Below are 20,410 nucleotides of genomic sequence, written 5' to 3' on the forward strand. Positions count from 1 at the left end.
ATGAATACAGAGGCTCTGCTGGCTCCGGTCAGCGAGGACAATCCCGGCGGCGATAACCTGGAGTATCACGCCGATTTTCAGGCGATGGAGCAGGCCAGCGCCGGTAAAGCGGAGCAGCAGTTTGGCAATACCATCATTCCGGCAGAACCGGCCGACTGGAACAGAGTCGAGAAGCTGGCGATAGCGCTGCTGGCGCGCAGCAAAGATTTGCGGGTAATGCTGGCGCTGACCCACGCCTGGACCGAACTGAAAGGGCTGCCGGGCTATGCCCAGGGCCTGAAGCTGATTGAACAGGCGTTGTTGCTCTACTGGGAGCCGCTGTGGCCCCGGCTGGAGGAGTTCGGCGAGCAGGATCCCTTCTACCGCATTAATGCGCTGGCGTTGCTGGGTGACAAAACTGATCTGAGCGGCGCGGTGCGTCAGTGCTGGCTGCTGCGCTATCCCTCTGACGGCATCACGCTGCGCGATGCGGCCGCCCTGTGCGACGGCAGTAAAACCGAAGTCGCGGACTATCCTGGCGGCCTGCCGCGTCTGATCGACGAACTGGCGCGCGGCGACCAGCCCGGTATTGAGGCGGTGCTGCAGATTCATGAGCGGCTGCAGACCATCTGCGAAACCGTGACCGAACGACTGGGCGAAGCCGCGGTGCCGGAACTCACACAGCTGCGCAGACAGATTGCGCTGATCGCTGAACGTTGCCAGGCCACAGATATCAATGCGCTGATCCCCACAGCCGCCGTGGAACAGCCCGCAGAAACCGCGGCATCGCCTGCACCGGCCAACCCGCGCGCTGCCGCTGACTGGCGCACGGTGCAGATCAGTTCCCGCGCCGACGCGCAGCTGATGCTGGAGAAAGTGAAGCTCTACTTCACCCAGCATGAGCCGAGTCATCCGGCCCCACTGATGATCGACCGTGTACAGCGCTTAATCGAGCGCGACTTTCTGGAGATCATCCGCGAACTGGCACCCGACGGCGTACATCAGCTGGAAACCATTTTCGGACGTCGCGATTAAGCAGGCGTGACGCACACACACTCAGCGGGACCTGCGCGCCTGCTGTGACACTTTATCCGCGCATCATGTATGGAGAAAACCATGGCAACAAGCAAATCCAGTGGGCAGAAGTTCATTGCCCGCAATCGCGCGCCTCGCGTTCAGATTGAATATGACGTGGAAATTTATGGCGCGGAACGCAAAATCCAGCTCCCGTTTGTAATGGGCGTGCTGGCGGATCTGGTGGGTAAACCGCTGGAGCCACAGCCAGGCATTGATGACCGTAAATTCATGGAAATCGACATCGACAACTTCGATGAGCGCATGAAAGCACTGAAGCCGCGCGCCGCGTTCCAGGTAGACAATACCCTGAATGGCGAAGGCAAGCTGAACATCGATCTGACCTTTGACAGCATGGATGACTTTTCGCCGGACGCGGTGGCCCGCAACGTTGAGCCGCTGAGCAAGCTGCTGGAAGCGCGAACCCAGCTGGCGAACCTGCTGACCTATATGGATGGCAAAAACGGCGCGGAAGAGCTGATTGGTAAGGTGCTGCAGGATCCTACGCTGCTGCAGGCCCTGACCCATCTGCCAAAGCAGGATGAGGCCACTGAAGGTAAGGAGCCGCAGGCATGACGCAGACTTCACAACAACCGCAGTCGCAGGGCGCAGCCAGTTTCAGTCAGGATGAGTTCAGCGCGCTGCTGAATAAAGAGTTCCGGCCAAAAAGCGATCAGGCACGTGCTGCGGTCGAAAGCGCGGTGAAAACCCTGGCGCAGCAGGCGCTGGAGAACACCGTTACCGTCTCCAGCGATGCCTATCGCACCATTCAGGCGCTGATCGCGGAGATCGACGAAAAGCTATCGCAGCAGGTGAACCAGATTATTCACCATCCGGAGTTTCAGTCGCTGGAAAGCGCCTGGCGCGGCCTGAGCTATCTGGTGAACAACACTGAAACTGACGAGATGCTCAAAATCCGCTTTATGAGCATCTCCAAGCAGGAGCTGGGTCGTACTCTGAAGCGTTACAAGGGTGCCGGCTGGGATCAGAGTCCGCTGTTCAAGAAAATTTATGAACAAGAGTATGGTCAGTTCGGTGGCGAGCCGTTTGGCTGCCTGGTGGGCGACTACTACTTTGACCACAGCCCGCAGGATGTTGAGCTGCTGGGTGAGATGGCACGTATCGGCTCAGCCGCGCACTGTCCGTTTATCACCGGCACCGCGCCCGAAGTGATGCAGATGGAGTCCTGGCAGGAGCTGGCGAATCCACGCGATCTGACCAAAATCTTCCAGAACACTGAGTATGCTGCCTGGCGCAGCCTGCGTGAATCGGAAGATGCACGCTATCTGGGCCTGGTGATGCCGCGCTTCCTGGCGCGTCTGCCTTACGGTATCCGTACTAATCCGGTTGACAGCTTTGACTTCGAAGAGCAGACCGATGGTTCCGATCATGGCAACTATACGTGGAGCAATGCGGCTTACGCGATGGCCGCCAACATCAACCGCTCCTTCAAAGAGTATGGCTGGTGCACCGCAATCCGCGGCGTGGAGTCGGGTGGGGCAGTGGAAAATCTGCCGTGCCACACCTTCCCGAGCGATGACGGCGGCGTGGATATGAAGTGCCCGACCGAAATCGCCATCAGCGATCGTCGTGAAGCCGAACTGGCGAAAAATGGCTTTATGCCGCTGGTACATCGCAAAAACTCTGACTTCGCTGCCTTTATTGGTGCGCAGTCACTGCAGAAGCCGATGGAGTATCACGACGCTGATGCTACCGCCAATGCCCGTCTGGCCGCGCGTCTTCCTTACCTGTTCGCCTGCTGCCGTTTCGCGCACTACCTTAAGTGCATCGTGCGCGACAAGATCGGCTCTTTCCGGGAGCGTGATGAAATGGAACGCTGGCTGAACGACTGGGTAATGAACTATGTCGATGGCGATCCGGCTAACTCCTCGCAGGAGACCAAGTCACGCAAGCCACTGGCGGCTGCCGAGGTGAATGTGGAAGAGCAGGAGGATAATCCTGGCTATTACTCCGCGAAATTCTTCCTGCGTCCGCACTACCAGCTGGAAGGTCTGACGGTTTCTCTGCGTCTGGTCTCTAAGCTGCCGTCGCTGAAAAATGATAATGCGTAAGGGTTGAAAGGGAGGCGTGATGCCTGGGATAACCGGGCATCACGTTTCCCTTGAGTCACAGAGTTAACCGGGACAAAGGGTTTTACGCTCCCGGTTTACGGGAAAGATTGCTGCATAAAAAAGGATGTGGGACATGGATTCACCGAAAAATATCGCCGATGGCATGCTGGGCCTGTTCAATACCAAAAAGAAATCAGGCGTTGAGACGTTTATGGTGAGTGCAATAAGTGGATTTACCTCTATTCCGGGTGATCTCTATGCGCTGACCAAAGACTTTTTAGATAGCGATCATCGCTGGGATAACGAGACGGATCGTATTCGATTGCTCACCTTACTGAAAAAAGGGGCGACCAGTGACGATCTCAGGAAACTAATTAAGCTGGTGGTTGAGCAATATATTAAACGCCTTAATGAACAGCAGTTAGAAAAAATGCTGGTCAAAATGGGCGGAAGCGCTGCAGGCTCTTTTACGTTTAAATACCTTTTTGTGGATGCGATCGTCTCACGATTTTTTAGTCGGGTCATACCTAAGTTTCTTTTTAGCGCGGGGATGACAGGGATCATCACAATTGGCGCATCAGTTTCAAGATCGATCTATACCTCCAGAGATTTGATGAAAAAGAACAAGGAGGTGTACGCATTGCTGCGCGGAGCGGGCGATCTTGATTTACTCTATTTCCTGCTGGAGGACAACATTGATCCCTGGCTGGATGCAATTGCATTGCAACAGAATAACTCCCCGCTCGCCAATGAGGTCTTTACTAACTTTGTGGAAGGAATGCATGATGTTTAAAAAGGCCGCTCTCTTTTTAATGAGTTATCTGCTGACCTTTTTTTCTGCCCTGATATTAATTACCTGCTCGGGTTATTATATTCTGTTTTTTGACTGGGACATATCAGTAATGGGTAAGGTTATTAACGCAGTCCTGATTATTATTTCAATAACTGCGTCAATATCGCTTTATGCCGTGGCGCAAAAGTTGAAGCAAATTAATTAACCAGTTTTCTGCGTGATATCTTAATTAAAATAAAAATAAAGGCCACGCAGACGGCGGTGAAGAGAATTTTACCAGCAATAATCCCGGAGGAAGAAAGAGTAAAGTTTTCATAGCGAGCAACCAGATATATCGAACCAATAATATCAGCGATGGCATAGAGAGAGAGCAGCGACAACACGACTATCAGGAAAAGTGAGATGATCTTTTTCATATTCATTCCTTCTGTGAACTTTATAAGCGCCTGCTTACTATAAACGATCTGCCAGGATGCTGTCTATGAAATGACCGCCTGGGCATGAGGTCTATGGCAGGGCATCAGATTATCTGCTGTTGTTCTCGCCATGAAAATGCATACCGATTTTTGTCCGGTTAAATAACCGGCAATACGACGTCTGGAATATGGTTTATAACGATATTTCAGAAGCAAGGCAAAGGTAAAATATGGACTGTTTTATTCAGCCCCATGCTTTTCTTTTTGCCATATCCTTGCTTTTTTGAAAGCAATAATCTTAACCAATAAAGAGTGAAAGATAATGGCTATTGATATGTTTATGAAGGTTGACGGAGTCACCGGCGAGTCTAAAGACTCAAACCACACTGGCTGGACTGATATCACCTCTTTCTCATGGGGTGCTTCTCAGCCAGGCAACATGTCTGTTGGCGGCGGCGGCGGTGCGGGTAAGGTTAACTTCAACGACCTGCACGTTAATGCACTGATCGACAAATCGACCACGGCGTTGCTGAAGAACTGCGCAAGCGGTAAACATCTCGCTAAAGTCGAACTCTCTATCTGTAAAGCGGGTGGCTCTCAGGTTGAGTATGCACGCATTACCCTGGAAGATGTTCTGGTTACCGCTGTAAATTACAATGGTTCCGACAACGGCGATACCCTGGGAATGACCTACTCCTTCCAGGCTTCTAAAGTGAAGCAGCAGTACTGGGAGCAGAGCTCTTCCGGCGGCAAAGGCGCAGAGAGCAGCGCCGGCTGGGACATCAAAGGCAACAAAGAAGCGTAATTCTGGTCAGCAGCCTCCCCTCAGGGGGAGGCTATAAAGGAGTTTTGCGATGGTACATTTAAGACCTCAATTTTCGGCCGCCTGGAACCGCTTCTCAGAAGTTAATGTTCCCGTTGAGAAGGTTGGGGAAATATTGGGTGGTAAAGTAGAAGCGAATATCTCCTCCGGAATTTTCGAGAATGCCTGTCCCATCAGAATGAGCTATGTCCTTAATTACACTGGTGTTCCCATACCCGCCAACAGTCGTTATGCAACCGTGACGGGAAAAGACAAAAAGCGTTATATGTTTCGCGTCAACGATATGATGGACTTTTTAGTCGGCGCCTTCGGTCAGCCAGACCTGAACGTGACGTCACCAAAACCCGGTTCATTTAACGGTAAACAGGGAATTATTGTTTTTCAGGGCAGTGGCTGGAGCAATGCCCGCGGACACGTGACACTCTGGAATGGCAACATCTGTTCTGATACCTGTCACTTCCTGGGTGGCGCAGAAAATGGTAGTTTTGTTCCTGATGTTGCCTCCCTGTGGATACTAAAATGAAAAAATTCCTGATGTTATTTGCCCTGACGTTATCTCCAGCCGCGCTGGCGATATCGCCACCGGCGCCTGACTCATTCAGGCAACCGCAGATTTTCAGCAACTGGCTTCTGAACCGTTGTGCAGGTAAAGCTGCCACTGACAAGGCTTTTACCGATGATGCCTTTAAAAGCGCATCAGCCTGGTTAGAGGTAAGCCATCTCCCTGTTGAAGCTTTCAGCGAAGGCGATAAGTTAATCAATGCCTATCTGAAGATGAACCTGACTGGCTCGGTCACAGGAAACTTCAACATGATGAAATGCACGTTGCTTTCGCAAAGCCAGGATGCTGAGGCGCTTTACAATAAGTATAAGAAATAGCGTTTATTTTTAAGGGAATTAAAAGTTGAGGCAGCGCTAAACATCAGCAGCGAATTTTCAAAAGAGAATATGTTTAGTTAAATGAAGCCGATAATTAATCCTGAAGTTGAGCAGTGTAGTGTAAATTACTCTTATACGGAACTTGCCACATGATGAACAAAGTAAGTCATTTGATTATGATGGTGCTTATAGTTTCACCTTCATTTGCTTTGGCGAAGTCAGTTTCACACTTTGAAGGGAAAATATTCAAAGCGGATATTGAATATGGTTGTGATGAAGGAAACGTCACCTGTGATGACGTTTCGCTTAAGTCAACCAGAGTAAAAGACAATTCATCGATATTTCTTAAAGGTGAAACGATAAATTCAAATTGTCCTGACGTCTGCGACTTCCGGGGTTATCGCTTTACTAACGGCCAGTATGATTATTCTTTTTATCCAAGCCAGAAGGGCAACGGCCTCTGGGATTATATCGTAACCTTTAAAAGTAAAGTTATTGCTCGGGATCTTGGGGTGATTAAATAACATCGCTTATAAAAATTCTTGCATATTGAGTCTGCACTTGCTCTCAGACATAGGTGTGTTATTACAGGTGATATTTTTAATGAGAACTTATTTTTCTTTGTTGCTGTGTGTCACAGTTTTTTATGTTTCCCCCGTCTACGCAACCAGTGATTGTTCAAGCGGCAATAATGATCAGGAAGTTTATACCTGTGCCCAGAAAAACAGGAACGAAACTGAGCTTGATTTAAACAAAGAATATAAGCTGGCTAAGATCAGAGTTGAAACGCTTTTTAAAGGTGACAACAAAGAGTTAAGCCAGTATATGGATGCGTTTACTGAAGCACAACGAGCCTGGCTGAAGTATAGAGAGAATGATTGTAAACTGGCTTCTTATGCTGCAGATAAGGGAAGTGATTTAAGTAACGCTAATATTAATATGTGTACTTCTGAACTTAACGAGCAAAGAATTAAAAAACTTAAGTTAATTCCTTATCATTGATGGTACAGACTGCTGAGAAAAATATGAAGAGACTGCATAAATTGGCTTTAATCACTGTGTCTCTTTGCATCAGCGCTTCAGCGCTCGCTGAAGATACCTGTGCAAAACAGCCTTCAGACGGTGCGCTATTTCAGTGTACTGTTCAGCAGAAGAAGTTGGCGGAAGATGACCTCAACAAAGAATACCAGACGGCTAAAAAACGCATTGTAAAGATGTACGGCACGCAGAAAAAACTGGCTGATGACTATGTCGCCACGCTGGTGGATACCCAGCGTAACTGGCTGAAGTATCGTGATGGTCAGTGCAAGCTGGAAGCCTTTGCCGCTGAAGAAGGCAGCAATGCGAATGCGGTTGCCACCAACCTCTGTGTTATCCGCATCGACAAAGAACGCACTGCTATTCTGAAGCAACTGCCTTACTGATTATGTCGTCGTGCTCAGGGTTTACAGGCTGGGCACGATATTCTCTATGAATATCACTCTCTGCATTACGCTGTAATCCCGTTTTTTCAATGCCGGTAAATAATTCTGTATAAATGATATTTCAGCAGCGTGGTTTCTGGTGATTGTAATGCAATCATATTTGCAACTATTTTAATGTTTACCCTGTATGTTAATTAAAGACAAGCCGTTAACGCAGCTTCATCTTCTTAAATAAATATAATTTTTCTCTGTTTAAAGAATTGAATTAATCCAGTGGCACAGTATTTAAATAGACAACTCCCAAAATTAAATCCCCCTGCTCTCTATACCCCGCGCCTTTCCCCGAGAGGTGCGCGGTATAGATGCCGAACCGCTAACCGCAGGAATCCGTTATGCGCTTTACGATAATAACGACTAAACCCGGCCAACAGCCGCCGCAAACTCATTGTGATTTCTTTCCGCCTGGCGGCACCATTGGTCGTGGTGTGGATAATAATCTGGTGCTGCCGGATGACGATCGCACACTCTCCCGCCTGCAGGCGATTGTACACATCACGGCAAATGGCGAATGTCGCCTGACCAACCGTGGCAATGTGACGCGCGTGTTACTCAACGATATTCCGCTGGAACGCGGACGTCAGGTTGAGCTGCAGGATGGAGACATACTGGGCATCGATGATTACCAATTGCTGGTCAGCGATCTCAACAGTGCACAGCAACCGCAGAGTGAAAGAGCTGTTCCGCGTCCTGAGCCGGTGCAGCCCGTAGCACCCGCTCGCGAACCGGCAGCGGAAAAAGCCAGCACCACCGCCGCCATTCCCAGCGAAATCTGGGACAGCCTGGCGAAAGAGTTTTCGATTTCGGACGATCTCTCTAAACGTAAAGCTGCGCCAGAGATGCCTGAGGCCCACCCGCTGACCGCGCCCGCTCGTCCTGATCGAAATCCGGAAGATCCGCTGGCTCAGCTGATTAACGACGCGCCGCTGGATTATGGGCAGCAGCCAAAAAACAGCAGCCTGTTTGATGAAGGCGATGCGCTGTTTGGGCAGCAGAGTATTTTTGACGACCGGACGCCAAGCACGCTGTCTGCTCAGCAGAACACAGCGCCACCGCAGGCTGAAACGCCTGCCGCTGAACTTGATCCGCTAAGCCTGTTTGACGGCGAGAGCAGCACGGATGCGCGCAACCATGATGATCCGCTGGGTCTGATGATGGGCAACGCGGTGCCGCTGGCCCAGCCGGAGCTGACGACGCCGAAACCGGCCACGTTGCATGTGCCACCTCAACCGGTGGCAAAAACTGAGCCGATGGCCGCACGTTCATCGGAGCAGGATCCCGCCAGCCTGACCGACATGGATCACTCACCGCTGTTCAGCTTCGACGAATCACAGCATGAGACTCACAGCCAGCCTCACTCTGAGGCACAGCAGCAGTCGCCGCTGATTGACGAGGCGCTGCCCGGCCAGTCTGACGCGGTAAATCCACAGATCGATTACGGCGGAATTACGCTGCCCACGCCGCAGGCGGTACAGCGTACGCCATCCCCGACGCCGAAAGGGCGGTTGCGCATCGATCCCGTAGCTTCCGGTCGCCATCATGCCGCCGCTGCGCACCCGACGACACCCAGCGAAAGCAGCGGTGATGCCCTCAAGGGCGAACTACTGGATGCGTTGCTGGAGGGAATGGGTCTGCGCGACCTGCAACCGACGCCGCAATTTGACCGTGAGCAGATGCTGCAATTCGGACAGATGCTGAGCATGTTTTCTCAGGGTACGGTGGCGCTGCTCTCTTCGCGTTCGATCCTCAAGCGCGGGGTGAAGGCAGACATGACGGTGATCCTCGACGACGCCAACAACCCGTTCAAGCTACTGCCTTCGGGCAAAACCGTCTTAATGCAGATGTTTGGCAGCCGGATGCCGGGCTTTATGCCGCCGCGTCAGGCTGTGCGTGATGCGCTGATCGATCTGCAGGCGCACCAGCTGGGCATGATCGCCGGTATCCGCGCCATCATCGCCTCAATGCTGCAATCCTTTAATCCGGAGCAGCTGGAGGAGGAAGCGCGTCAGGCGGGATCGGTGTCACGTATCGGCCTGCCGGGCAGCCGTAAAGCGGCGCTCTGGGAGCATTTTGTTGAGCGCTACGGCGAGACGGCGGGCGAGATCGAAGACGATTTCCACACACTGTTCGGCGAAGCGTTCCTGCACGCCTATGACCTGGAAGTTAATCAGTACAAAGACTCACAAACCCACACGGATGACGCATGAATATCACTATTGCCTCGACGTCGAATCAGGGCGATCGCGCCAGTAACCAGGATCAGATCGGTGATGTCATCGGTAAGCGCTCGGCCTGCTTTGTGGTCTGCGACGGTGTGGCCGGGTTTCCCGGCGGGGACATCGCGGCATCGATTGCCCGCAGCAGCCTGCTGCAGTCGTTTGATGGCGATGCGCATCTCAATGCGCAGTCGATTCGTAACTACGTCAATCAGGCGAATCACGCCATCCGTCAGCAGCAGAAAGCCAGCAGCGAACACAGCCGGATGGGCACTACGCTGGTCAGCCTGTTCATTGACCGCGACTACCATCTGGCCTGCTGGGCCCATGCAGGCGACAGCCGCCTCTATCTGTTCCGTCGCGGCTATCTCTATCTCGTGACCACCGACCACAGCCTGGTGCAGCAGATGAAAGATGCCGGACATCGCACCGAAGGCATCAACAGCAATCTGCTCTATTTTGCGCTGGGGATGGGCGATGAGCAGCGCGACGCCAGCTACAGCGAGGTGGTCGGGATTGAAGATGGCGACGCCTTTTTACTCTGCACCGATGGTTTCTGGCACGGCGTGACGCTGGAACAGATGCAGCAGTCGCTGCACATGGTGAATACGCCGGAAGAGTGGCTGACGCTGATGCAGCAAATCATCAGGAACGATCAGCCGGATCAGGGGCAGCAGGATAATTTCAGCGCGCTGGCCGTCTGGATTGGATCACCTCAGGACACCACCTTGCTGCACTCGCTCTCTGAAGCGGCGCAGTTCTTCCCTCTGCGAGATTGAGAACGCCAACATGAAATATGGATTACTGGGTCTGGCTGCGCTGCTGCTCAGCACGCAGGCTTATGCTGAAAACTATCGCATCGTACAGTCCCCGGCACAGAAACTGGATGTCTGGATTGATGACGTAAAAAACAATCAGCTGTCGAGCTGGTGTAACAGCACCATTAACCTGCGCATCGTAACCCTGGGCGAAAAAAACGCCGCGGTTCTGAAAGATTTTCTGCCGCGCGTTGCCGGACTGATGGCGTCGCAGTGTAAACCGCTGCAACAGTTGCACTGGCAACTGACCGATGCGCAGGGGAGTGAAATCGCTACTGGCAGCGCCGCCCGTGCGCAGCAGTGGAAAACCGTGGTGACGCCGCCCGCGACTCAACCGGTCCAGCCGACGGCTACGGCGGTCCCCGCAGACGTACTGCGCAACGCTGCTCAGGCCGACACGTCGCCGTGGCTGCAATTCAGTCTGCTGGACGGCTGCCATTTCCGCACCTGGTGGCAGCACCCGGCACAGGGCAGCGCGCTGTTTGTTCCGGCAAATCAGGGGCTGATCTGTGGTTCTGATGGCTGGCTAAGTGGACACAGCCGACTGACGCAACAGGGTAACGGCGCACCTGCGGCAGTCGGCGTGACCTTCCTGCAGGGTTTTCCGGTGATGGGGTTGAGCAATCAGTCGCCCACTGCCGAACTGCACATCACCACGGTCAACAGTGAACGCATGGTGCTGAGCAATGAAAAATCCCCGGACAGCTGGCTGATTCTGCCGTTCAGCAACCGCTTTAACGGCTGGCAGGCAACGCGTCAGGTGGTAGTGCAGATGCCCGTCAGCGAAGCGGCCGATCAGAGTGCGCTGCAGGCGCGTCTGCAGGAAGTCCGTAAAGTCTGGTCGCCGTGGATCAGCGGCGATGCCGCGCTGAGCGTGCAGCTGGTGGAAAAACTGCATCCTGAACTGAAAGATCCCGCCGCTGCGGTCTACCGCACCCTTAACTGACGCAAAAGGAGTTTGCATGGAATCCTTACAACACCGCCTGGCCAGCGCCACCCTCGGCGAGACGCTCGCTGACGTGACCCGCCAAATTCAGGCGAATCCGGCGAATGCTGACCTGCGGGCCGCCTTTGTGCAGCTGCTCTGTCTTTCCGGCAACTGGGCGCGTGCGCAGACGCAGCTGCAATCCTGGCTGGCGTTAAGCCCGCAGGCGCAACCGACAGTTAATCTGCTGCAACAGGCGATCGCCGGTGAATTACAGCGTGACGCGGTGCTGCGTGGCGAGGCCGACCCGGTGCTGCCGGGCAGCGCCTGGCACTGGTGCGACACGCTGCTAGCCGCCTTGCAGGCCGAAACGGCGGGTGATGTCGCGCGCGGCAGCACGCTGCGGGCTGAAGCGCTTGAGCTCGCGGCGGCCAATCCCGGCACCGCAACGCAGCAGGCTCAGCCCACCGCATTCAGCTGGCTGATGGATGGCGACAGCCGTTTCGGGCCAGTGTGTGAAGTCATCAGTCAGGGCCGTTATTACTGGATCCCGTTTGCCGCCATTCGTGAGATGCAGTTTCAGGCACCCGCCAGCGTCACCGATCTGGTGTGGCGTCACACGCGTGTGCAGCTGGTTGATGGCAGTGAGCAGGTGTGCCAGATCCCGGCGCGCTATCCGCTGCGGGCTGAATCAGACGAGCGTTTTCTGCGCGCCAGCGTCACTGAATGGCAGCCGCTGGGCAACGATCCGGACCAGTTCATCGGTCAGGGGCAAAAAATGTGGCTCAGCGACAGCGCGGAATTTTCGCTGCTGAGCCTGCAGCAGGTCGCGTTTGACAGCGTTGAGTCCGCCGATGAGCCATGATTCAGGCGCGCAAAACGACGGCTATGCCCAACTGCATGGCGGCTTTCGCGCGCGTAAAAAACGTGATGCGTTAACCGCCCGCGACAAGCTGCAATCCTCGCTGCTGGATCGCCTGACCGACAACGCGCCGGATAAACAGCAGGAAGCGGACAACAGCATGCTGATCACTCACAGCACGCTGCGCCGCCACGTACTGCGCGATCTGCAGTGGCTGTTCAACACCATCAACAACGAAGCCCAGCAGGATCTGAGCGGCTTTGATCAGGTGCAGCGCTCTGTCTGGAACTTCGGTGTGGCACCGCTGGCCGGGCAGAACGTCTCCGATATCGAATGGCAGGATATGCAGCGCAAAATGACCAACGCCATTCTGCACTTCGAGCCGCGCATCCTGCCGCAGGGTTTACAGGTGCGCTGCGTCAGCGATCTCGGCTCGCTCAGCCTGCACAACGTGCTGTCGATTGAGATCAAAGGGCGGCTCTGGTGCGTGCCTTATCCGCTGGCGTTTCTGTTCCGCACTCAGGTTGATCTGGAGAGCGGCCATTTCGAACTACAGGATGCAGGGTAATCATGGACAGCAATCTGCTCGACTATTACAACCGTGAACTGGCCTACCTGCGTGAGATGGGGGCCGAGTTCGCTGCGCGCTACCCTAAAGTGGCAGGACGTCTTGGCATGCGCGGCATTGACGTGGCGGACCCCTATGTCGAGCGGCTGATGGAAGGTTTTGCCTTCCTGACGTCGCGCGTGCAGCTGAAGATGGATGCGGAGTTTCCGCGTTTCTCGCAGCGTCTGCTGGAGATGATTGCGCCATCCTATCTCTCGCCAACGCCGTCAATGGCGATCGCTCAGCTGACGCCGGACAGCCGCAAAGGCGACATCACCCAGGGCTTTCGCGTGCCGCGCGGCACCATGATGGAGAGCCAGAACCTGAAAAAAACCGGCGTGACCTGCAGCTACACCACCGCGCACGATGTGGTACTGCATCCGCTGCGCATCAGTGAAGCCAGTCTCGGCGGCGTGCCCGGCGATCTGCCCTCTGGCGAGCTGAAACTCGGCGGTCTGGGCGCGGTCAGTGCGCTGCGTATCCGCATCAGCTGCGAAGGGATCTCCTCGCTTAGCCAGCTCAGCGTGGACGATCTGATGCTGTTTCTCAGCGGCCCGGATATCCAGGCACTGAAACTGCTGGAGTTGCTGATGCAGCACCGGGTGGGCATCGTGCTGCAGTCGGTTGAGAAGCGGCCACAGCGTCAGGTGCTGACAGATGACGCGTTACAGCAGCAGGGCTTTGCGCCGGAGCAGGCGCTGCTGCCGGACGATCTGCGCAACTTTGACGGCTATCGTCTGTTGCAGGAGTATTTCGCCTTTCCGGCGCGCTTCCAGTTTATCAGTCTGAGCCAGCTGGCCCCGTTTCTGCGCCGCTGCGACAATGCCATGGCGTTCGACATCATCATTCTGCTCGACAAAGCGGACAGCGCACTGGAAAGCGTGGTTGATCACAGCCATCTGGCGCTGCACTGCACGCCTGTCATCAATCTGTTTCCGAAAACCGCCGAGCGCCTGAAGGTCAGCGACAGCCAGCATGAATATCATCTGGTGGTAGATAACATCCGTCCGCTGGATTATGAGGTGCACTCGGTGCAGCGGCTGTTCGCTACGGTAGAGGGCAAGCGCGAAGAGCAGGTTTTCCGTCCGTTCTGGAGCACCTTCAGCGGTGACCAGGGCGATTACGGTGCCTATTTTTCACTGCGCCGCGAACAGCGCACGCTGTCCGAGCAGGCGCAGCGCTACGGCACGCGCACCGGTTACATCGGCTCAGAAGTCTTTCTGTCGCTGGTGGATGAGCATCACGCGCCGTGGCACGACGAGGTGCGCTATCTCTCCGCCGACGTGATGTGTACCAGTCGCGATCTGCCGCTGATGCTGCAGCAGGATCAGGGTAACTTCGTGATGCCGGACTCCATTCCGGTATCGGAGCTGAAGCTGTGCAAAGGGCCGACGCCTCCGCGTCCGGCGCTGGCCGAGGGACTTTCCGCGTGGCGGCTGATCAGCCATCTGCAGATGAACTACCTCAGCCTGATGGACAGCAGCGACGGAGAAGGCGCGGCGGCGCTGCGTCAGCTGCTGAGCCTCTACGCCAACCTGGCGGAAGCGCCGGTCGCCCGTCAGATTGACGGCATCCGCCACTGCACGCTCAGCGCTGTCAACCGCCGCGTGCCGGAGCCGGGCCCGGTGGTATTTGCGCGCGGCGTCAGCATCACGCTGGAAGTGGATGAGCAGGCGTTTTCGGGGGCCAGCCCGTGGCTGTTCGGCAGCGTGCTGGAGCGGGTCTGTGGCCGCCTTGTGGCGCTGAACAGCTTCACGGAGTTCACCCTGAACAGCCAGCAGCGCGGAGAAGTGGGCTACTGGCCGCCGCGCATGGGCCGGAAAGCGCTGATATGAGTGGCGAAAAGGTGATTTCGCTGCCCCGGCTCACCCGTCTGCCGGATGATTTCTGGCAGCGGGTGATGGCCGCGCCGTGGCGCTACGATCTGTTCCAGCTGCTGCGGCGGCTGGATGCGCAGGGCGGTCAGCGCTATCCGCTGGGCCGTGCGCCGCTGCCGAAGTTCGAATCGGTGCGCATCGGTCAGACACCGTCACTGGCGTTTGCGCCCGCCACCGTCGCCAGCGCCACGCCGCGTGACGAGGCGGGACGTCATGAGCTCTCCATCTACAGCTTCGGCCTGTTTGGCCCCAACGGCCCGCTGCCGACCCATCTGACCGAATATGTGCATGAACGTATCGTGCATCATCAGGATCACAGCCTCTCGGCGTTTGCTGACCTGTTTCACCATCGCGCTACGCTGCTTTTTTATCGTGCCTGGGCCGATGCGCAGCCGACCGTGTCGCTGGATCGCCCCGACGACAGTCGCTTCCTGAACTATCTCGCCTGCCTGGCGGGAATCGGTTTACCGGCCCAGCAGCAGGCCAGCTCGCTCAGCCTCCATGCCCGGCTGATGCTGGTGGGCCATCTCAGCCGCCACGGCCACGATGCCGAAGGGCTGGTGCGCATTCTGCGCCACTACTTTGGTGTGCCGGTCAGGCTGACGCAGAACCTGCCGCACTGGCTGACGCTGGACAGCCGCGATCAGGCCCGCCTGGGCGCGGGACGCCATATGCCCCGGCTGGGCGCTTCTGCGTTTCTCGGCGTGGCGGTGCGCGACGTGCAGCACCGTTTTCGCCTGCACCTGGGACCGCTCAGCGCCGCGCAATATGCCCGTTTTCTGCCCGATGCCCCCGGCGCGCGTGAAGTACGCGACTGGGTGCGTCACTACCTCGGCATCGAAATGCAGTGGGATCTCAGCCTGATCCTGGCCGCTGACGAGGTGCAGGGTGTGGCGCTGGGTGGCACTGCCCGACTTGGCTATACCAGCTGGCTGGGGCATGCGCCGCAGCCGCAAGATCGTGAAGATTTTATGTTTGAGGTTGAGGCTGCTTCGCGCTAGCCCAGCCGATTTCCCTGTTACACAGCCTGCGTCTTTCATTGAAGAGAGCCCCCTATGTCAGAAATCAGCCGTGCCGTGCTATTCGGCAAACTGGATACGCTGTTATTTACCTCGCTGGAAAGCGCCACCGCCTTTTGCAAACTGCGCGGCAATCCCTATGTTGAGCTGGTGCACTGGCTGCATCAGCTGATGCAGCAGCAGGATGGCGACTTACAGCAGGTCATCACACATTTTTCACTGGATGAAAAGGCCCTGACTCAGGACATCGTTGCCGCGCTGGATCGCCTGCCACGCGGTGCCAGTGCGGTCTCCGACCTCTCCGAGCATATCGACAGCGCCGTTGAACGGGCGTGGGTTTACGCCTCGCTGAAATATGGCGCGACCCGCATTCGCGGCGGCCATCTGCTGATCGGCATGCTGAAAACCTTCAACCTGGCCAGCGTGCTGAAAGGTATCTCCGGTCAGTTCAGTCGCGTCAACGCCGATGCGCTGCTGGCCGAGTTCGACACGCTGCTCGGCAACAGCAAAGAAGCGCAGCAGGCGCTGAGCGCACCGGCGGATGCTGGCGGCGCACCGCCCGCCGCCAGTGGCAGTACGCTGGCACAATATGCGCAGGACCTGACGGCGCGTGCCCGTGAAGGCCGCATTGATCCGGTAACCGGACGTGACGACGAAATCCGCCAGATGGTCGATATCCTGATGCGTCGCCGCCAGAACAACCCGTTGCTGACCGGCGAAGCGGGCGTCGGCAAAACCGCGGTGGTCGAAGGCCTTGCGCTGCGTATCGCGGCGGGCGATGTGCCTGCGCCGCTGCGCGATGTGCAGCTCTGGCTGCTGGACATCGGCATGCTGCAGGCGGGTGCCGGCATGAAAGGGGAGTTTGAAGCGCGACTGCAGGCGCTGATCAATGAGGTGCAGTCCAGCCCGACGCCGATTGTGCTGTTTGTTGATGAGATCCACACCCTGGTCGGGGCAGGCGGTCAGCAGGGCACCGGTGATGCCGCCAACCTGCTTAAACCGGCGCTGGCGCGCGGACAGTTGCGCACCATCGGCGCGACCACCTGGGCGGAATACAAAAAGTACATTGAGAAAGATCCGGCGCTGACCCGTCGCTTCCAGACCGTGCAGGTGCAGGAGCCGGATGAAGCCAAAGCGATTCTGATGCTGCGCAGCACCGTCAGCGCGCTGGAGAAACATCATCGGGTGCTGTTGCTGGATGATGCGGTCAGTGCGGCGGTGAAACTGTCGCATCGCTACATTCCGGCGCGCCAGCTGCCTGACAAAGCGGTGGCGCTGCTGGATACCGCCTGCGCCCGCGTGGCAGTTAGCCAGGGCGCGCAGCCCGCGGCGCTGGAAGATTGTCTTCACCGTCTGGCGGCGCTAGAGATTGAAGCGGAGATCATCGAACGTGAAATCCGGGTGGGCCTGGGCGACGCCACCCGCCAGCAGGCGATTGCAGCGCAGCGCACTGCGCTGGAAGCCGAGCGGGAAGCGCTGCAACAGCGCTGGCTGCAGGAGCGCGAACTGGTCGAGACACTGATTGCGTTGCGCGCCCGCTGTGTGACAGAAGAGGATGCGGCGCTGCGTGAACAGCGTGATGCGACGCAGCAGCAGCTTACTGCGCTGCAGGGCGACACGCCGCTGCTGTTTGCCGCCGTCGATGCGGGCGTGGTGGCTGCCGTGGTCTCGGACTGGACCGGCATTCCGCTGGGCCGGATGGTGAAGAATGAGATCGACGCGGTGCTGAATCTGGCCGATACACTGAACCAGCGGGTCATCGGCCAGCGTCACGGTCTGGATCTGATCGCCAGACGGGTACGCACCTCGCGCGCGCGTCTTGATAATCCCAACAAGCCGGTGGGCGTGTTTATGCTTTGCGGGCCTTCCGGCGTCGGTAAAACCGAGACCGCGCTGGCGCTGGCCGAGTCGCTGTACGGCGGCGAGCAGAACATCATCACCATCAATATGAGTGAGTTTCAGGAGGCGCACACCGTTTCGACGCTGAAAGGCGCACCGCCGGGCTACGTCGGCTACGGCGAAGGCGGCGTGCTGACCGAAGCCGTTCGCCGTCGCCCCTACAGCGTGGTGCTGCTGGATGAGATTGAGAAAGCCCATCCGGATGTGCATGAGCTCTTCTTCCAGGTGTTTGATAAAGGCTGGATGGAGGATGGCGAAGGCCGGCACATCGATTTCCGCAACACCATCATCATTCTGACCTCCAATGTCGGCACGCAGTTAATTAGCGCGATGTGTGCCGATCTTGAACTGATGCCCGATCCCGATGCTCTGAGCACCGCGCTGCGTAAGCCGCTGCTGGAGGTGTTCCCGCCTGCGCTGCTGGGACGCCTGCTGGTGGTGCCGTATTACCCGCTCAGCGACGCGATGCTGGCGGAGATTGTGCGGCTGCAGCTGGCGCGCATTGTGCGTCGTCTGGCCGAGAACCACGGCATTGAGGCGCAGATCGACGAGTCGGTGGTGAGCCAGATTGTGCAGCGCTGCACCGAAGTCGAGTCGGGCGGTCGCATGGTGGATGCCATCCTCACCAACACGCTGTTGCCACAGATGAGCCAGATCCTGCTGAGCGCCCACGCCCGTGATGAACGCTATCGTCGCGTCGATGTGCGTTGTGAGCAGGGTGAATTTGTCTGCCAGTTCGCGGTTTAAAGCCTGGCTATCAGAGAGTAATCGAATATGTCGGAACATGATCAACCCCTGAATGTCCCCAACGCCTTGCCGCTGGGTTACCGCTTCAATGAGTTTGAAATCAAAGAGGTCATCGGCGGTGGCGGCTTTGGCATCGTCTATCGCGCCTGGGATCACCAGCTGGAACGTGATATCGCCATCAAAGAGTTTATGCCCGCCTCACTGGCGGTCCGTAGCGATGATCTGAATCTGGTGCTGCGCAGCGAACGGTTCAGCAAAACCTTTCACGCCGGACTGAATAGCTTTATTCAGGAGGCGCGTCTGCTGGCGCGCTTTAACCATCCGAACCTGCTGCACGTGCTGCGTTTCTGGGTGCAGAACGACACCGCCTACATGGGCACGGTGTTCTACAGCGGCACCACGCTCTCGAACTTCAGCGAACGAAATCCGCAGTCGGTAAATGAGGCCTGGATCCGTCGCATGTTGCCACCGCTGCTGGGCGCGATCAAAACCATCCATGAAGCGGGCTATCTGCACCGCGATATTTCGCTGGATAACGTCCAGATTCAGAGCAGTGGCGAGCCGATCCTGCTGGACTTCGGGTCGGCGCGTAAAACTATCGGCAATCTGTCGGATGAGAGCGAGACGATGCTGCGTCCCGGCTATGCACCGATTGAGCAGTACAGCGACAACGACGAGAGCGAGCAGGGCGCATGGACCGATATCTACGCGCTGGGCGCGGTGCTGCATACCCTGATCACCGGTGCGCCACCGCCGGTCAGCGTGGTGCGCAGCATCGAAGATAACTACCAGCCGCTGGTGCAGCGTCGTATTGCGGGCTACTCGACGGCACTACTCAGCGCCGTCGATCGTGCGCTGGCGCTGAAACCGGAAGATCGTCCGCAGAGCATTGATGATTTTGCTGCGCTGATGGCGCTGCCGGAACGTGAACCGGAACCGCTGCTCAGCGCAAAAATGAGCGGACCGGGCACCATGCTGGTGCCGATTGAAGAAGAAGAGGAGGTCATCAAACCCGCCTCTAAACTGAAAACGCTGCTGGGACACCGCTTTGCACTGCCGGGCCTGGTTGCCGCTGGCGTGCTGGTCGGCCTGGGCGCCGGTCTGCTGATGTCACGCGGCAACGAGCAGTCACCGCCGGATGAGATGGCGCAGAACAGCGCACCTTCCGCCGCTGTCGCGCCGGTTAACCAGCCGGTTGCCGCGCCTCCGACTCAGACTGAGGCCCCGCCGGATACCGTTGCCAGCACTCCGGCTCAGACGTCTGAGCCCGCGCAGACCGCCGCGCGTGAACCTGATCCACAACCGGCACCACCGCCCGCTCCGGTCGCCCAGGTCTATATCCGTCTGCAGCAGGGTGAACGCGTTCAGGTGAACGGTCAGCCGCAGGCGCTGGTGCCGGCGGTGAATGGCTTCGCCACGCTGCAGCTGGCGCCGGGCAACTACACCTTCGCCATCAGCGGCCAGAGTGGCACCCGCGAACAAACGCTGAACATCAGTGAAGAAGGTGTCTGGTTGCTCGATCCACACAGTTAATAGTCAGGGATTACTTATGTTCTCACGCATTACTGCACAGCTGCCGGCGGACGGCCTGCTGTTCCATACGCTTAAGGGCACCGAGACGCTGTCCCGTCCGTTTGTGCTCACCGCTGAACTGCTGGCCACCGACGCGCGCATCGACCGCCACGCCCTGCTGGGGAAGCCGGTGACGTTTACGCTGCCGACCGACGGGCTGATGAACGCGCTGAGCCCGCGCTACCTTAACGGCAAAATCACCCGGGTGGCGGTGCGCAGCCAGGAGCTGAGCGGCACCCGCTACGCGGTCTATGAGCTGACGGTCGAGCCTGATCTGTGGCCGATGAAGCGCGACCGCAACCTGCGCATCTTCCAGAGCCAGACGGTGCCGCAGATTGTGCAGACGCTGCT

The 20,410-nt window shown here is 56.9% G+C and carries 21 protein-coding genes; 20 read left to right on the forward strand and 1 reads right to left on the reverse strand.

Annotated features, from left to right (window positions below; all coding sequences use genetic code 11):
• The 4 genes from tssA to HFD94_RS21315 all read left to right on the forward strand — a co-directional run bounded on the left by tssA (window position 1) and on the right by HFD94_RS21315 (window position 3,918).
• On the forward strand, window positions 1-1,014 hold the full coding sequence (tssA, locus tag HFD94_RS21300; RefSeq protein ID WP_010669900.1) for a type VI secretion system protein TssA: 1,014 nt from the start codon (window positions 1-3) through the stop codon (window positions 1,012-1,014).
• 81 nt (window positions 1,015-1,095) lie between these two features.
• A complete protein-coding gene (tssB, locus tag HFD94_RS21305; protein ID WP_010246114.1) occupies window positions 1,096-1,629 on the forward strand; it encodes a type VI secretion system contractile sheath small subunit in 534 nt (177 codons plus the stop codon).
• Entirely contained in the window at window positions 1,626-3,125 is a 1,500-nt protein-coding gene (gene tssC, locus HFD94_RS21310; RefSeq protein ID WP_010246111.1) for a type VI secretion system contractile sheath large subunit, read from the forward strand. Before tssB ends, tssC begins: the two co-directional genes overlap by 4 nt.
• Before the next feature lie 133 nt (window positions 3,126-3,258).
• Window positions 3,259-3,918, forward strand: coding sequence for a hypothetical protein (locus HFD94_RS21315; RefSeq protein ID WP_010246109.1), 660 nt, complete (start codon window positions 3,259-3,261; stop codon window positions 3,916-3,918).
• 197 nt (window positions 3,919-4,115) lie between these two features.
• Here HFD94_RS21315 and HFD94_RS21320 read toward each other — a convergent pair whose 3' ends face one another.
• Window positions 4,116-4,334: a hypothetical protein gene (locus tag HFD94_RS21320; protein WP_010246103.1), complete on the reverse strand. Its 219-nt coding sequence runs from the start codon at window positions 4,332-4,334 to the stop codon at window positions 4,116-4,118.
• A 322-nt stretch (window positions 4,335-4,656) separates the two neighbouring features.
• On the opposite strand from HFD94_RS21320, the gene HFD94_RS21325 reads away from it, so the two are divergent.
• From HFD94_RS21325 to HFD94_RS21400, 16 genes are all read left to right on the forward strand, one after another.
• Entirely contained in the window at window positions 4,657-5,139 is a 483-nt protein-coding gene (locus HFD94_RS21325; protein WP_010246100.1) for a type VI secretion system tube protein Hcp, read from the forward strand.
• A gap of 49 nt (window positions 5,140-5,188) precedes the next feature.
• Window positions 5,189-5,680: a type VI secretion system amidase effector protein Tae4 gene (locus HFD94_RS21330; protein WP_010246097.1), complete on the forward strand. Its 492-nt coding sequence runs from the start codon at window positions 5,189-5,191 to the stop codon at window positions 5,678-5,680.
• Window positions 5,677-6,036, forward strand: coding sequence for a T6SS amidase immunity protein Tai4 family protein (locus HFD94_RS21335; RefSeq protein ID WP_010246094.1), 360 nt, complete (start codon window positions 5,677-5,679; stop codon window positions 6,034-6,036). The genes HFD94_RS21330 and HFD94_RS21335 overlap by 4 nt, the downstream gene beginning before the upstream one ends.
• Window positions 6,037-6,185: 149 nt before the next feature.
• Window positions 6,186-6,560: a hypothetical protein gene (locus HFD94_RS21340; protein WP_010246091.1), complete on the forward strand. Its 375-nt coding sequence runs from the start codon at window positions 6,186-6,188 to the stop codon at window positions 6,558-6,560.
• A gap of 79 nt (window positions 6,561-6,639) precedes the next feature.
• Window positions 6,640-7,038: a lysozyme inhibitor LprI family protein gene (locus tag HFD94_RS21345; protein WP_064691204.1), complete on the forward strand. Its 399-nt coding sequence runs from the start codon at window positions 6,640-6,642 to the stop codon at window positions 7,036-7,038.
• A gap of 23 nt (window positions 7,039-7,061) precedes the next feature.
• Entirely contained in the window at window positions 7,062-7,460 is a 399-nt protein-coding gene (locus HFD94_RS21350) for a lysozyme inhibitor LprI family protein (RefSeq protein WP_029519559.1), read from the forward strand.
• A gap of 392 nt (window positions 7,461-7,852) precedes the next feature.
• On the forward strand, window positions 7,853-9,724 hold the full coding sequence (tagH, locus tag HFD94_RS21355) for a type VI secretion system-associated FHA domain protein TagH (protein ID WP_010669904.1): 1,872 nt from the start codon (window positions 7,853-7,855) through the stop codon (window positions 9,722-9,724).
• Window positions 9,721-10,512, forward strand: coding sequence for a PP2C family serine/threonine-protein phosphatase (locus tag HFD94_RS21360; RefSeq protein ID WP_010246078.1), 792 nt, complete (start codon window positions 9,721-9,723; stop codon window positions 10,510-10,512). Before tagH ends, HFD94_RS21360 begins: the two co-directional genes overlap by 4 nt.
• Window positions 10,513-10,522: 10 nt before the next feature.
• Window positions 10,523-11,497, forward strand: a complete 975-nt coding sequence (locus tag HFD94_RS21365) for a hypothetical protein (RefSeq protein WP_122888991.1) — start codon at window positions 10,523-10,525, stop codon at window positions 11,495-11,497.
• Between the two features lie 16 nt (window positions 11,498-11,513).
• Window positions 11,514-12,341 carry a type VI secretion system accessory protein TagJ gene (locus tag HFD94_RS21370; protein WP_122888990.1) on the forward strand — a complete coding sequence of 276 codons (828 nt, stop codon included), beginning with the start codon at window positions 11,514-11,516 and terminating at the stop codon, window positions 12,339-12,341.
• On the forward strand, window positions 12,331-12,906 hold the full coding sequence (tssE, locus tag HFD94_RS21375; RefSeq protein ID WP_010246069.1) for a type VI secretion system baseplate subunit TssE: 576 nt from the start codon (window positions 12,331-12,333) through the stop codon (window positions 12,904-12,906). Before HFD94_RS21370 ends, tssE begins: the two co-directional genes overlap by 11 nt.
• A 2-nt stretch (window positions 12,907-12,908) precedes the next feature.
• Entirely contained in the window at window positions 12,909-14,780 is a 1,872-nt protein-coding gene (gene tssF, locus HFD94_RS21380; protein ID WP_010669908.1) for a type VI secretion system baseplate subunit TssF, read from the forward strand.
• The gene (gene tssG, locus HFD94_RS21385; protein ID WP_064691207.1) at window positions 14,777-15,823 is read left to right on the forward strand and encodes a type VI secretion system baseplate subunit TssG; all 1,047 of its coding nucleotides are present in this window, start codon (window positions 14,777-14,779) and stop codon (window positions 15,821-15,823) included. Before tssF ends, tssG begins: the two co-directional genes overlap by 4 nt.
• A gap of 54 nt (window positions 15,824-15,877) precedes the next feature.
• Entirely contained in the window at window positions 15,878-18,487 is a 2,610-nt protein-coding gene (gene tssH, locus HFD94_RS21390) for a type VI secretion system ATPase TssH (RefSeq protein WP_167433534.1), read from the forward strand.
• A gap of 27 nt (window positions 18,488-18,514) precedes the next feature.
• Entirely contained in the window at window positions 18,515-20,020 is a 1,506-nt protein-coding gene (locus tag HFD94_RS21395) for a serine/threonine-protein kinase (RefSeq protein WP_122888988.1), read from the forward strand.
• A 16-nt stretch (window positions 20,021-20,036) separates the two neighbouring features.
• The coding region (locus tag HFD94_RS21400) for a contractile injection system protein, VgrG/Pvc8 family (RefSeq protein WP_243234813.1) at window positions 20,037-20,410 on the forward strand (374 nt) is incomplete at its 3' end.

The organism is Pantoea sp. EKM20T, assembly GCF_011800485.1.
GTDB lineage: Bacteria > Pseudomonadota > Gammaproteobacteria > Enterobacterales > Enterobacteriaceae > Pantoea > Pantoea agglomerans.